Annotated in this window: 11 protein-coding genes and 1 tRNA gene; 10 read left to right on the forward strand and 2 right to left on the reverse strand. The window is 68.3% G+C overall.

Annotated elements, in window-relative coordinates:
- The first annotated feature begins 97 nt into the window (after positions 1-97).
- The 10 genes from rsmB to WT53_RS00780 all read left to right on the forward strand — a co-directional run bounded on the left by rsmB (position 98) and on the right by WT53_RS00780 (position 9,448).
- Positions 98-1,489 carry a 16S rRNA (cytosine(967)-C(5))-methyltransferase RsmB gene (rsmB, locus tag WT53_RS00735; RefSeq protein WP_034208786.1) on the forward strand — a complete coding sequence of 464 codons (1,392 nt, stop codon included), beginning with the start codon at positions 98-100 and terminating at the stop codon, positions 1,487-1,489.
- Positions 1,486-2,076, forward strand: coding sequence for a DUF4390 domain-containing protein (locus WT53_RS00740; RefSeq protein WP_034208695.1), 591 nt, complete (start codon positions 1,486-1,488; stop codon positions 2,074-2,076). The genes rsmB and WT53_RS00740 overlap by 4 nt, the downstream gene beginning before the upstream one ends.
- Positions 2,066-4,480, forward strand: coding sequence for a sensor histidine kinase EsaS (gene esaS / locus WT53_RS00745; RefSeq protein ID WP_034208694.1), 2,415 nt, complete (start codon positions 2,066-2,068; stop codon positions 4,478-4,480). The genes WT53_RS00740 and esaS overlap by 11 nt, the downstream gene beginning before the upstream one ends.
- Positions 4,481-5,182, forward strand: a complete 702-nt coding sequence (esaR, locus tag WT53_RS00750; protein WP_034208693.1) for a response regulator transcription factor EsaR — start codon at positions 4,481-4,483, stop codon at positions 5,180-5,182.
- Between the two features lie 60 nt (positions 5,183-5,242).
- Positions 5,243-5,318: transfer RNA gene (locus tag WT53_RS00755), tRNA-Phe, on the forward strand.
- A gap of 351 nt (positions 5,319-5,669) precedes the next feature.
- Positions 5,670-6,404, forward strand: a complete 735-nt coding sequence (gene queC, locus WT53_RS00760) for a 7-cyano-7-deazaguanine synthase QueC (RefSeq protein ID WP_034208692.1) — start codon at positions 5,670-5,672, stop codon at positions 6,402-6,404.
- 75 nt (positions 6,405-6,479) lie between these two features.
- Positions 6,480-7,112 (forward strand): 7-carboxy-7-deazaguanine synthase, encoded by a 633-nt coding sequence (queE, locus tag WT53_RS00765; protein ID WP_034208691.1) that lies wholly within the window; start codon positions 6,480-6,482, stop codon positions 7,110-7,112.
- 18 nt (positions 7,113-7,130) lie between these two features.
- Positions 7,131-7,583 carry a 6-carboxytetrahydropterin synthase QueD gene (gene queD, locus WT53_RS00770; protein ID WP_027785754.1) on the forward strand — a complete coding sequence of 151 codons (453 nt, stop codon included), beginning with the start codon at positions 7,131-7,133 and terminating at the stop codon, positions 7,581-7,583.
- A gap of 330 nt (positions 7,584-7,913) precedes the next feature.
- The gene (locus tag WT53_RS00775; protein ID WP_034208690.1) at positions 7,914-8,699 is read left to right on the forward strand and encodes an HpcH/HpaI aldolase/citrate lyase family protein; all 786 of its coding nucleotides are present in this window, start codon (positions 7,914-7,916) and stop codon (positions 8,697-8,699) included.
- On the forward strand, positions 8,696-9,448 hold the full coding sequence (locus WT53_RS00780) for a tetratricopeptide repeat protein (protein WP_034208689.1): 753 nt from the start codon (positions 8,696-8,698) through the stop codon (positions 9,446-9,448). Before WT53_RS00775 ends, WT53_RS00780 begins: the two co-directional genes overlap by 4 nt.
- 129 nt (positions 9,449-9,577) lie before the next feature.
- Here WT53_RS00780 and rodA read toward each other — a convergent pair whose 3' ends face one another.
- Positions 9,578-10,726, reverse strand: a complete 1,149-nt coding sequence (gene rodA / locus WT53_RS00785) for a rod shape-determining protein RodA (RefSeq protein WP_034208688.1) — start codon at positions 10,724-10,726, stop codon at positions 9,578-9,580.
- A gap of 11 nt (positions 10,727-10,737) precedes the next feature.
- Positions 10,738-13,023: a penicillin-binding protein 2 gene (gene mrdA, locus WT53_RS00790; protein WP_034208687.1), complete on the reverse strand. Its 2,286-nt coding sequence runs from the start codon at positions 13,021-13,023 to the stop codon at positions 10,738-10,740.
- Positions 13,024-13,028: the final 5 nt, after the last annotated feature.

Raw genomic sequence — 13,028 nt, forward strand, 5'->3', positions numbered from 1 at the left:
GGCCACCTGGCGGCCGCGATCCCGCCGTTTGCCGCCGCTGCTTGCCGCATTGGTTTGTCGCACCCGATTGTGGCGCTTGTTTGCCGATTCCGCACCGATGACACGACCCCGTTTTTCCGCTCCGACTTCTTCCGGCCGCCCGGCGCGCCTGTCCGCGCTGCACCTGGCGCCCGATTCGCTCGGCTTCGCGCTCGACGCGGCCGCGCAGGCGGTCGATGCGGTGCGACGCGGCACCGCGTTGCCGGCGGCGCTGTCGGCGGTGTTCGCGCAGATGCCGTCCGGTGCGCAGGCGCTCGCGCGCGGCGCGACGCAGGACGTCGCCTACCGGACGATGCGCCGCCTCGGCAGCGCGGACTGGCTGATCGGCAAGTTCATCGACAAGGCGCCGCCCGCGCACGTGCACGCGGTGCTCGCCGGCGCGTTCGCGCTGCTGCTCGACCCGGCGGACGAGGCCGCGTACCCGGCGTTCACGGTGGTCGACCAGGCCGTCACGGTCATCGGTGCGCGGCGCGAGTTCGCATTCGCGAAGGGGATGGTCAACGCGGTGCTGCGCCGTTTCCTGCGTGAGCGCGACGCACTCGCCGCGGCGATGCAGGACGACCCGGTCGCGCACTGGAACTACCGCGCGTGGTGGGTCGATGCGGTGAAGCGCGCATGGCCGGACGCGTGGCAGGCGATCCTCGCGGCCGGCGAGCGTCAGGGGCCGTTGACGCTGCGCGTGAATGCGCGTCGCGCGAGCGTCGATGCGTATCTCGACACGTTGCGCGCAAGCGGGATCGACGCGACCGCGATCGGCCGGCATGCGGTGCGGCTCGCATCGGCGCTGCCGGTGGATCGCATTCCGGGATTCGCCGACGGCGTGGTGTCGGTGCAGGACGCCGGCGCGCAGCTCGCGGCCGAATGGCTCGGCGCGCGCGACGGCATGCGCGTGCTCGACGCGTGCGCGGCGCCCGGCGGCAAGACCGGCCATATTCTCGAGCTCGCCGATGCGGACGTCGTGGCGCTCGAAAGCGACGCGACGCGCGCGGCGCGCATCGGCGAGAATCTCGTGCGCCTGTCGCTCGCAGCGAACGTGTGCGTCGGCGACGCGGGCACGCCGCACGCGTGGTACGACGGGCGCCCGTTCGATCGCATCCTGGCCGACGTGCCGTGCTCGGCGTCCGGTATCGTGCGGCGGCATCCCGACATCCGTTGGCTGCGCCGCGAGGCCGACATCCCGGCGCTCGTCGCGGAGCAGCGTCGCATCCTGTCGGCGCTGTGGCCGCTCGTGAAGCCGGGCGGCGAACTGCTTTACGTGACCTGTTCGATCTTTCCTGAGGAAGGCGAATGGCAGGCCCGCTGGTTTGAAGCGGCCTGCGAAGATGCGGTACGATTGGACGCCCCTGGCCAACTGCTGCCGGGCGGCGTGCAGGGGCGGGCGGCCGCCGGCGCACTCGACCAGAACATCGATCACGACGGATTTTTCTACGCGCGGTTTCAGAAACGGTGACGATCAAACACCTTTTTCCATTTCGGCTCGCGGTCGTCTTGCTGGTCGCGTTGACGCTGTGCCTGGCCGTCGTCCGGCCGGCGCATGCCGAATCGATCGCCGTGCAGCGCGCGTCGCTTCAGTCGGACGGAAGCGGCTGGAGCCTGGACGCGCGTTTCGACTTCGAGCTGAATCCGAGCCTCGAGGATGCCGTCAACAAGGGCATCCCGCTTTACTTCACGACCGACTTCGAACTGAGCCGCGCGCGCTGGTACTGGTTCGACGAGCAGCCGGTGTCGGTCACGCAGACGATCCGCCTGTCGTTCCAGCCGCTCACGCGCGAGTATCGCGTGTCGACGGGCGGCCTGCAGCTCGGCTTCCCGTCGCTGAAGGATGCGCTCGCGGTGGTCCGCCACATCACGTCGTGGCACGTGATCGACCGCAACCAGGTGCGCGCGGGCGAAACCTACACGGCATCGGTGCGGATGCAGCTCGATACGGCGCTGATGCCGAAGCCGTTCCAGGTCGATGCCGTGAACAACCGCGACTGGACGCTCGGGTCGGACTGGAAGCGCTTCAACTTCACGGTGACCGAACGTGCTAAATAAAGTACGCCGCGCGGCCAGCGGGAAGAGCCTCCTCATCCGCGTGATCGTCTCGACCGTCGCGCTGACCGCGCTGCTGCTGCTCGTCCTGCTCGCGGCCGCGAGCGCGAACACCGAATTCTTCGACCGCTACTACTCGTGGCTGTACGCGACGAACATCGTCGTCGCGCTGGTGTTCCTGCTCGTGGTGCTCGGGCTGATCGGGATGATCGTCGTGCGCCTGCGCAAGGGCAAGTTCGGCACGCGGCTGCTCGCGAAGCTCGCGGTGTTCTTCGCGCTCGTCGGCGTGGTGCCGGGCGGGATCATCTACGTCGTGTCGTACCAGTTCGTGTCGCGCAGTATCGAGTCGTGGTTCGACGTGAACGTCGAGACGGCGCTGACGGCCGGGCTGAACCTCGGCCGCGGGATGCTCGATGCGTCGCTGTCCGATCTGCAGACGAAGGCGCGGCTGATGTCCGACCAGCTCGCGAGCGTCGATGCGAACACGAACGGCACGACGCTCACGCTGCTGCGGCTGCGCGACCAGTTCGGCGTGCAGGACGCGACGATCGTCGAGCCGAGCCGCGGCGGCTCGGGCGCGGCGCCCGACCTGCACATCGTCGCGCAGGCGTCGGGCAATTTCGCGGCGCTGATTCCGGACGACCTGCCGACGCCGCTGATGCTGAGCCAGGCGCGCGAACACGGCGCGTATGCGGCGATCGAGGGCGAAGTCGACGGCGACCCGCGCGCACATGGCGCGAAGGGCGCGCTGCGGCTGCGCGTCGTGCGGCCGATTCCCGACGCGACGACGTCGCTGCTGCAGCCGGCGGAGCGGTTCCTGCAGCTCACGCAGCCGGTGCCGCCGACGCTCGCGCACAACGCGGACGCCGTGCAGCGCGCGTACCGCGAGTACCAGGAAAAGTCGCTCGGCCGCACGGGCCTGCGCAAGATGTACATCGGCACGCTGACGCTCGCGCTGTTCCTCGCGACCTTCATCGCGATGATGCTCGCGCTCGCGCTCGGCCAGCAGCTCGCGCGGCCGCTGTTCCTGCTCGCGCAGGGCACGAAGGAGATCACGGAAGGCGACTACACGCCGAAGCGCGAGATCAAGACGCGCGACGAGCTCGGCTTCCTCACGCAGTCGTTCAACGCGATGACGCGCCAGTTGTCCGAGGCGCGGCTCGCGGTCGAGAAGAACCGCATCGCGCTCGAGCATTCGAAGACGTATCTCGAGAGCATCCTCGCGAACCTGACGGCCGGCGTGTTCGTGCTCGACCGCCAGTTCCGGCTGACGACGGCCAATCGCGGCGCCGAGCGGATCTTCCGGCAACCGTTCAACTCGCTGATCGGCACGACGCTCGACCGGATCGGCGTGGCCGCCGGGTTCGGCGCGATGGTGCGCAAGGCGTTCGCCGATCGCGAGGCGGCGTCCGACGGCGGCAGCGGCGATCGCGGCCACTGGCAGCAGCAGTTCGCGATCGAGGTGCCGGGCGAAACCGAGCCGCTGACGCTGCTCGTGCGCGGCACGCGCCTCGTGTCGACGGTCGAGGGGCAGGCCGACGATCCGCAGACGTCCGGTTACGTCGTCGTGTTCGACGACATCTCCGACGTGATTTCCGCACAGCGTTCGGTCGCGTGGGGCGAGGTCGCGCGGCGGCTCGCGCACGAGATCAAGAATCCGCTGACGCCGATCCAGCTGTCGGCCGAGCGGCTGCAGATGAAGCTGTCCGACAAGCTCGCCCCGCCCGACGCGGACGTGCTCAAGCGCGGCGCGACGATGATCGTGAACCAGGTGGCCGCGATGAAGCGGATGGTCGACGATTTCCGCGAATACGCGCGCACGCCGCCGGCGGTGCTCGCGAACCTGCAGTTGAACGAACTGGCGAGCGAGGTGCTCGGGCTGTACGGCGTCGGCGAAGGCAAGAGCGCGATCGTCGCCGAGCTCGCGCCGTCGCTGCCGGTGATTCGCGGCGACGCGACGCAATTGCGCCAGGTGATTCACAACCTGCTGCAGAATGCGCAGGATTCGGTCGCGGAGTCCGCGCATCCGCGTGTGTTGATCGAAACCAAGACAGTAGAATATGGCGACCCCGACGCCGAGGGCAAAACGCGCGTCGCGGTACGTCTGACCGTGTCCGACAACGGGCCCGGTTTTCCGGCACGCATCCTGACGCGCGCGTTCGAGCCTTACGTGACGACGAAGGCGAAGGGCACGGGGCTCGGGCTGGCCACGGTCAAGAAAATCGTTGACGAGCACGGCGCGCGGATCGATCTGCGCAATCGCATGCACGGCGAGACCGTCGAGGGTGCGCAGGTGTCGATCCTCTTCCTGCAGATGGCGAGCGATACGCCAGGCGCCGAATCCGGTGCACAGGACGGGGCGGCTTCCGCCAAGACAAAAGCAAGTGAGCAGACAAAGGCAGCGTAAATGGCAACCATCCTGGTGGTAGATGATGAAATGGGCATCCGGGAATTGCTCTCGGAGATCCTCAGCGATGAAGGACATGTCGTCGAGGCGGCGGAGAACGCGCAGGCCGCGCGGGAATACCGGCTGAATCAGGCGCCCGATCTCGTGCTGCTCGATATCTGGATGCCCGATACCGACGGCGTCACGCTGCTCAAGGAATGGGCGGCGCAGGGGCTGCTGACGATGCCCGTGATCATGATGTCCGGGCACGCGACGATCGATACCGCCGTCGAGGCGACCAAGATCGGCGCGCTCGATTTCCTCGAGAAACCGATTGCGCTGCAGAAGTTGCTGAAGGCCGTCGAGCACGGTCTCGCACGCGGCGCGGCGCCGGTGTCTGCGAACGCGGCGGCGAAGGCGGGCGGCGGGCAGGCCGCGGGGCCGGCGGCGGTCGCGTCGGCGGCGGCGCTGCCGACGCTCGGCGACGACATGGCGTCGGCGCTCGGCCTCGCGGGCCAGACGGCCGCGATCCCGTTCGACATCCCGTTGCGGGAAGCGCGCGATGCGTTCGAGCGCGCGTACTTCGAATATCACCTCGCGCGCGAGAACGGCAGCATGACGCGCGTCGCGGAGAAGACGGGCCTCGAGCGCACGCACCTGTATCGCAAGCTCAAGCAGCTCGGCGTCGAGCTCGGCAAGAAGCCGTCCGAAGGCGCGCTGTAAAATATTTTGCGAAAGCACTTGCTCGGGGACCAATAGCTCGATATACTTTCATTCTTCGTTGGCCCGGTAGCTCAGTTGGTAGAGCAGCGGATTGAAAATCCGCGTGTCGATGGTTCGATTCCGTCCCAGGCCACCAGCATTTAAAACCCCAAGAATCGGAAGGTTCTTGGGGTTTTTCGTTTGTGGTGGGTATTGCGTGTCGTGGGCGGCGGGCCCGGCAGCATTCGCCGGAGCATGATAAAATCCGTGCCCGCTCAATGACTTAGCGCATCGCTTCATGCGCATGGCAGGCTGCCCGCGGTGCGCCCGCCGTGGCGCGCGGCAACGATGCCGCGCGATGAGCGGTATAAGCGCGCCGCCGCATTCGCGGCCGACCGCGCTGCCTATACTGGTCGAGCCGGCGCAGGCCGGCCGCGTCGGGCCGCCCGGCGGCAGCCGGCCTCGGGGCGCAGTGCGACGCGAGCCTACACATTCACGGAGTATCACGGTGATTCGGACAGACGCTAAAGACGGCGCGCTCGTGTTGTTTTCCGGCGGGCAGGACTCCGCCACGTGCGTGGCATGGGCCCTCGAGCGCTACCAGACGGTCGAGACGCTCGGTTTCGATTACGGCCAGCGCCATCGCGTCGAACTCGAGTGTCGCGAAGGCGTGCGCGAAGCGCTGAAGCGCAAGTTTCCCGCGTGGTCGGACCGGCTCGGCGACGATCACATGATCGACCTGTCGGTGCTCGGCGCGATCAGCGATACCGCGATGACGCGCACGATCGAGATCGAGACGGCGGCAAACGGCCTGCCGAACACGTTCGTGCCGGGCCGCAACCTGATGTTCATGACGATCGCCGCGGCGATCGCCTATCGCCGCGGGCTGCGCGTGCTGGTCGGCGGGATGTGCGAGACCGACTTTTCGGGCTATCCCGACTGCCGCGACGACACGATGAAGGCGCTGCAGGTCGCGCTGAATCTCGGGATGGATACGCGCATGGTGCTCGAGACGCCGCTGATGTGGCTCGACAAGGCGCAGACGTGGCAGCTCGCCGAACAGCTCGGCGGCGAGACGCTCGTCGAACTGATCCGCGTCGAGACGCACACGTGCTACGTGGGCGAGCGCGCGGAACTGCACGACTGGGGCTTCGGCTGCGGCGAATGCCCGGCCTGCAAGCTGCGCAAGCGCGGCTACGAGGCTTACCTGAAGGGCGAGCGCGTGACCGAAGCGCCGCTGTGACGCGGCTGCGCGGGCAGCGCTTGATGGACAACGGATTCTGATCGACAACGAGCGGCGCAAGCCGGACGAAGCACGATGACTTACGCGGTCAAGGAAATTTTCTACACGTTGCAGGGCGAGGGCGCGAATGCGGGCCGGCCGGCCGTGTTCTGCCGGTTCGCCGGCTGCAACCTGTGGTCGGGCCGCGAAGAGGATCGTGCGGAGGCCGTGTGCCGCTTCTGCGATACGGACTTCGTCGGCACCGACGGCGAGAACGGCGGCAAGTTCAAGGACGCCGCGTCGCTCGTCGCGACGATCGCCGGCCTGTGGCCGGACGGCGAAGCGCACCGCTTCGTCGTCTGCACGGGCGGCGAGCCGATGTTGCAGCTCGACCAGCCGCTCGTCGACGCGCTGCATGCGGCGGGCTTCGAGATCGCGATCGAGACCAACGGTTCGCTGCCGGTGCTCGAATCGATCGACTGGATCTGCGTGAGCCCGAAGGCCGATGCGCCGCTCGTCGTCACGAAGGGCAACGAACTGAAGGTCGTCGTTCCGCAGGACAACCAGCGGCTGGCCGACTACGCGAAGCTCGATTTCGCGTATTTTCTCGTGCAGCCGATGGACGGCCCGTCGCGCGACCTCAACACGAAGCTCGCGATCGACTGGTGCAAGCGTCATCCGCAGTGGCGGCTGTCGATGCAGACCCATAAATATCTGAACATTCCCTGAGCCACGGCTTTTGACATCGTGCTGATTACCCGAAAACTCGAATTCGACGCGGGCCACCGCATTCCCGATCACCGCAGCCAGTGCAGGAACCTGCACGGCCATCGCTACGTGCTCGAAATCACGCTGCGCGGCGATCTCGTCGATACCGAGGGGGCGCCCGACCGCGGCATGGTGATGGATTTCGCCGACGTGAAGGCGCTCGCGGTCGAGCATCTCGTCAGCAAGTGGGATCACGCGTTCCTGGTCTATGCGCGCGACGAGGTCGTGCGCTCGTTCCTCGAGCAGATGGCCGACCACAAGACCGTCGTGCTCGATCGGATTCCGACCGTCGAGAACCTCGCGGCGATCGCGTTCGACCTCCTCGCGAACGTGTACGACGCGCACTACGGCGTGAACCTGCGCCTCGAGCGCGTGCGCCTGTACGAAACGCCGAACTGCTGGGCCGACGTCGAGCGCCAGCCCGGCCGCTGACCCTGCCCTCCCGAGAGGCAGCCCCGCCGTCCGGCGTGGGCCGCCTCGTCGCCGCCGCCGGCTAGCCTTCCTCCGCGCCGTGCCGGTACGGCTTCCACCGTCTGTTCCCGCATCGAGCACCCCGCCGCGCTATGATCGTCGTGCGGCACCGAAAAACGCTCGCGTGAGCGATTGCGCGGCCCGCTGTCAGATCGGCCGGCCCGATCCGACTCACGTTCTCCGGCGCGCGGTCCGTCGCCGCCGCCATGCTTCGATTGCCCGGCGCCGCGCGTTTCGCTTCGCCTGTTGCTTGTCCCGTTCGATTGCCGTTCCGTTCCGGAGGCCGTATCGATGAGCACGCTCACCAATTCCCTCAAACAACGCCTGCGCGACGGCGACGAGCCGCTGTACGGCCTGTGGCTGTCGCTCGGCAGCGACTCGGCCGCGGAAGCGCTCGCGCATGCCGGTTACGACTGGCTCTGCATCGACATGGAGCATGCGCCGAACGACAGTCGCGACGTGGCGTCGCAACTGCGCGCGATCGCCGCGGCGCACCTGCCGAGCGAGCCGGTCGTGCGCGTGCCGGCGCGGGAGCCGTGGCTCGTGAAGCGCGCGCTCGACGCCGGCGCGCGCACGCTGATGTTTCCGTGTATCGAGACGCCCGACGACGCCGCGCACGCGGTGCGGCTCACGCGCTTTCCGTCGCGCGAATCGCCCGACGGGCTGCGCGGGGTCGCAGGCATGGTGCGCGCGGCGGCGTTCGGCATGCGCCGCGACTACCTGCAGACGGCGAATGCGCAGGTCGCGGTGATCGTGCAGGTCGAATCGGCGCGCGGCGTCGACGAAGTCGAGCGGATCGCGGCGACGCCCGGCGTCGATTGCCTGTTCGTCGGCCCGGCCGATCTCGCGGCGAGCCTCGGGCATCTCGGCGATATCCGCCACCCGGACGTCGAAACCGCGATGGCGCGCGTGCTCGCGGCCGGCAAGCAGGCCGGCGTCGCGGTCGGCATCTTCGCCGGCGACACGGCGGCCGCGCGCCAGTATCGCGAGGCCGGTTACCGGATGATCACGGTGTCGGCCGACGTGAGCTGGCTGCTGCGCGCGACGCGGCAGGCGTTGCAGGAGGTACGGTCATGAACGGCACAGACGGTGCGTGCCGCCGGCGCGCGCGGATCGGGACGATGGTCGGCCTGTGGGCCGTGTGTGCGGCCGCCGCCGCGCAGGGCGCGCCGCAAGCGAAGCCCGATCCGTCGCACGAGACGCAATCGGCGGTCGCCGACTACAACGCCGGCGACTATCGCGCGGCGCTGGTGCAATTCCACGACGCGGCCGAGCGCGGCGATCGCCTTGCGCAGTTCAACTACGCGATGATGCTGCTGACCGGGGAAGGCGTGACGGCGAACGTCGACGAAGGGCTGCGCTGGCTGAAGCGCGCGGCGGACGCGAACATGTCGCATGCGCAGTACGTGTACGGCCGGATGTTCGACGACGGCGAGTTCGTCGCGCGCAACCCGGCCGAAGCGCATCGCTGGTTCCTGCGGGCCGCGAAGCAGGGGCACGTGCAGGCCGAGCTGTCGCTCGCGAACCAGTTCCTCGACGGGCGCGGCACGCCGCGCGACAACCGGCAGGCATTCGCGTGGTACAAGCAGGCCGCCGACGCGGGCGAGCCCATCGCGCAGTACGTGACCGCGTCGTTCTACGAGCGCGGCGGCGACGGCGTCGCGCAGAACCTGAACATCGCACGCGCGTATTACGCGGCGGCAGCCGCGCAGGGCGACGAGACGGCCGGGCTGAAATTCAAGGAGTTGAGCGCGCGGCTGAAGGCGCCGACGCCGGCGTCGGGCGCCGGCGCGGAACAAGGCAAGCCGCACGCGCCGCCGCCGTAAGCGGCCCGCGCCCAAGCCATCCAGGCGGTTCATCGAAACACGCCCCAAAAGGTTGGATCGAGTCCAATCCTTGGGGCGCAGCTCACACCGGCATCGTCGTTTCCGAGCGCCGCGGTGCGGGCCGCGCGCTCAGCTTTTCATCAGCCGCCGCTGCCGCCCGACGCTCATGATCATCCCGATCGCGATGCCGAGCGTCGTGAGCGCGGTGCCGCCGTAACTCATGAACGGCAGCGGCACGCCGACGACCGGCAGCACGCCGCTCACCATCCCGATGTTGACGAACGCGTAGACGAAGAACGCGAGCGTGAGCGAGCCCGCGAGCAGCCGGCCGAACAGCGTCGCGCCCTGCGCGGCGATGTAGAGCCCGCGCGCGATCAGCGCCATGTACAGCGTCAGCAGCACGAGGCCGCCGGCGAGCCCCCATTCCTCGGAGAACACCGCGAAGATGAAGTCGGTGTGCTTCTCCGGAATGAATTCGAGGTGCGCCTGCGTGCCTTTCAGGTAGCCCTTGCCGAGCACGCCGCCCGAGCCGATCGCGATCACGGCCTGGATCGTGTGGAAGCCCTTGCCGAGCGGGTCGGACGTCGGGTCGAGCAGCGTGCACACACGGTGCTTCTGGTAATCGTGCATCAGCGGCCACTGCACTTCGGGCTGGCAGATGCGCTCCTCGAACACGGCGATCGAGCCGACCGCGATCACGCCCGCGACGAGCACCGGCACGATCAGCTTGAACGACAGGCCGGCGAGGTAGATCACGAAGAAGCCGGCCGCGAACACGAGCAGGCCCGTGCCGAGGTCGGGCTGCTTCGCGATCAGCCCGACCGGCACCAGCAGGATCCCGAACGCGGCGACGAAGTCGTACCAGCGCAGCCCGCCTTCGCGACGCTGGTAGTACCACGCGAGCATCAGCGGCGTCGCGATCTTGAGGATTTCCGACGGCTGGATCACGACGCCGACGTTCAGCCAGCGCTTCGCGCCCTTCTTGGTCATCCCGAACAGCGCGACGGCGATCAGCAGCGTGACCCCGAACGTGTAGAGCGGGACCGCGAAGCGCATCAGCGTGGTCGGCGGGATGTTGGCGATCACCCACATCAGCACGAACGTCAGCAGGATGTTGCGCAACTGGTCCTCGACGCGGCCCGGCACGTCGATCGACGCGCTGTACAGCGTGACGATGCCGACGCACAGCAGCAGGAACACGATGAGCGCGAGCGGGCGGTCGAACCCCGCGAACATCTGCTTGATCTTGTCGAGCCAGGCGCGCTTGTCGAATTGCATGCCTTTCTCCGTCAATGAGCGGTGCCGGCGTCCGCCGCTTTCGCGGGGGCCGTCGCACGGTGGTTGTCGTCCCGCGGCGTGGCGACGAGCGGCTGCGCGTCGCTCGCGGGCCGGCGCGGCCGGTGCGGGCGCCGGATCGGCGGCAGGCTCGCGGCCATCGGCGCCGCGGCGCTCGCGTCGGCCGGCGGCGTGGCAGTGGCGCCGGCGTCGGCCGTGCCGGAGGCCGCCGATGCGGCCGATGCCGCCTCGGCCGCACTGGCCGCCGACGGCACGACCGGCTGCGGCAGCGCGGTGAAGCCGGCCGCGATGGTGGCGGGCTTCGAGGTGTCGCCGACCACGGGCGCGCTCACCGGCTCGGTGGCCGACGCCGCGGCGGCTACGGCCGCGGCCTCGTTCTTCGGGTTCTGGCGCTCGACCAGGTAGTAGTCGAGCACGCGACGCGCGATCGGGCCGGCGGCCTGGGCGCCCCAGCCGCCGTTTTCGACGACCAGCGCGACGGCGATCTGCGGGTGGTCGACCGGCGCGTACGCGATGAACAGCGCGTGGTCGCGCAGATGTTCGGCGAGCAGGTGCCCCTTGTAGTTCGAGCCCTGCAGCGAGAACACCTGCGCGGTGCCGGTCTTGCCGGCGGCGAGGTACGGCGCGCCGCGGAACACCTTGTACGCGGTGCCGGACGGGTTCTCGATCACGTTCTCCATCCCGCGCTTCACGACGTCGATGTCGGCCGCCTTCAGCGGGATCACGTCGCTTTCCTTCGGCACGGTCAGGTGGCGTGCACGCGAGATCGGATCCTCGACTTCCTTCACGAGGTGAGGCTTCATCACGACGCCGTTGTTCGCGAGCGTCGCGGTCGCGTGCGCGAGCTGCAGGATCGTGAACGAGTTGTAGCCCTGGCCGATCCCGAGGCTGATCGTCTCGCCGTCGAACCACTTCTGCTGCGCGGCCTTCTTGAACGCCTTCTTCTTCCAGTCGGTCGACGGCAGGATCCCGCGCGCCTCGCCCTGGATGTCGATACCGGTGATCTGGCCGAAGCCGAACGGCTTCATGAAGTTCGCGATCGCGTTCACGCCGAGGTCGCGCGCGAGCATGTAGAAGTAGGTGTCGTTCGACACCATGATCGCCTTGTTCATGTCGACCCAGCCCTGGCCCGAGCGCACGTCGTTGCGGAACGTGTGGCCGCCGAACGTGAAGTAGCCGGGATCCTGGAAGCCCCAGCCCGGCGTGCGCTTGCCGAGCGTCAGGCCGGCCAGCGCCATGAACGGCTTGTACGTCGAGCCGGGCGGGTAGGTGCCGTGCAGCGGGCGGTTCAGCAGCGGCTTGTCGGGCGAGTTGTTCAGTTCGTCCCAGGTCTGCTGGTCGATGCCGTCGACGAACGAATTCGGGTCGAAGCTCGGCGACGACACGAACGCGAGCACGTCGCCCGTCTTCGGCTCGATCGCGACGAGTGCGCCGCGCTTGCCCGCGAACGCCTGCTCGGCAACCTGCTGCAGCCCGATGTCGAGCGACAGCACGAGGTTGTTGCCGGGCGTCGCCTGCGTGCGCGACAGCGTGCGCACCGGCCGGCCGCCGGCCGTCACCTCGACTTCCTCGAAGCCGGTCAGCCCGTGCAGCTCGGTTTCGTAGCTCTGCTCGACGCCGATCTTGCCGATGTAGTCGGTGCCCTTGTAGTTGTTCGCGTCGCGGCGCGGATCGTAGTGTTCCTGGTCGCTGTCGTTGTCGTCGCTCATCGCGTCGATGCGATCCTGGTCGCGCTTCGAGATCCGGCCGATGTAGCCGATCACGTGCGCGGCCGTCATGCCGAGCGGGTACTGGCGGAACAGCCGCGCGCGCACGTCGACGCCGGGGAACCGGAAACGCTGCGCGGTGAAGCGCGCGACTTCGGCGTCGGTGAGCCGCGTGCGGATCGGCAGGCTCTCGAAGTTCTTCGAGTCTTCCTGCAGCTTCTTGAAGCGGCGGCGGTCGCGTGCGTCGATCGGGACGATCTCGGACAGCTTGTCGATCGTGTTGTCGAGCGTGTCGTCGAGCTTCGACGGCGTGATCTCGAGCGTGTACGCCGAGTAGTTCTTCGCGAGGATCACGCCGTTGCGATCGGTGATGATCCCGCGGTTCGGCACGATCGGCGCGACCGAGATGCGGTTTTCCTCGGCCTGCAGCGCGTATTTGCCGTGCTGCATCAGCTGCAGGTAGAAGAAGCGGCTCGCGAGCAGCCCGAAGCAGACGAACACGAACACGCCCGCCGCCGCGACGCGCAGGCGGAACCTCGAGAGCTGCTGTTGGGTGTCGTTGAATTCGGTCATTTAAG

It is taken from the genome of Burkholderia sp. MSMB2157WGS (assembly GCF_001532755.1).
Lineage (GTDB): Bacteria > Pseudomonadota > Gammaproteobacteria > Burkholderiales > Burkholderiaceae > Burkholderia.

Excerpts from the sequence above, each read along its gene's own strand:
- rsmB (WP_034208786.1), top strand. The coding sequence starts at position 98 with ATGACACGACCCCGTTTTTCCGCTCCGACTTCTTCCGGCCGCCCGGCG.
- esaR (WP_034208693.1), top strand. The coding sequence starts at position 4,481 with ATGGCAACCATCCTGGTGGTAGATGATGAAATGGGCATCCGGGAATTG.
- queE (WP_034208691.1), top strand. The coding sequence starts at position 6,480 with ATGACTTACGCGGTCAAGGAAATTTTCTACACGTTGCAGGGCGAGGGC.
- WT53_RS00775 (WP_034208690.1), top strand. The coding sequence starts at position 7,914 with ATGAGCACGCTCACCAATTCCCTCAAACAACGCCTGCGCGACGGCGAC.
- WT53_RS00780 (WP_034208689.1), top strand. The coding sequence starts at position 8,696 with ATGAACGGCACAGACGGTGCGTGCCGCCGGCGCGCGCGGATCGGGACG.
- rodA (WP_034208688.1), bottom strand. The coding sequence starts at position 10,726 with ATGCAATTCGACAAGCGCGCCTGGCTCGACAAGATCAAGCAGATGTTC.
- mrdA (WP_034208687.1), bottom strand. The coding sequence starts at position 13,023 with ATGACCGAATTCAACGACACCCAACAGCAGCTCTCGAGGTTCCGCCTG.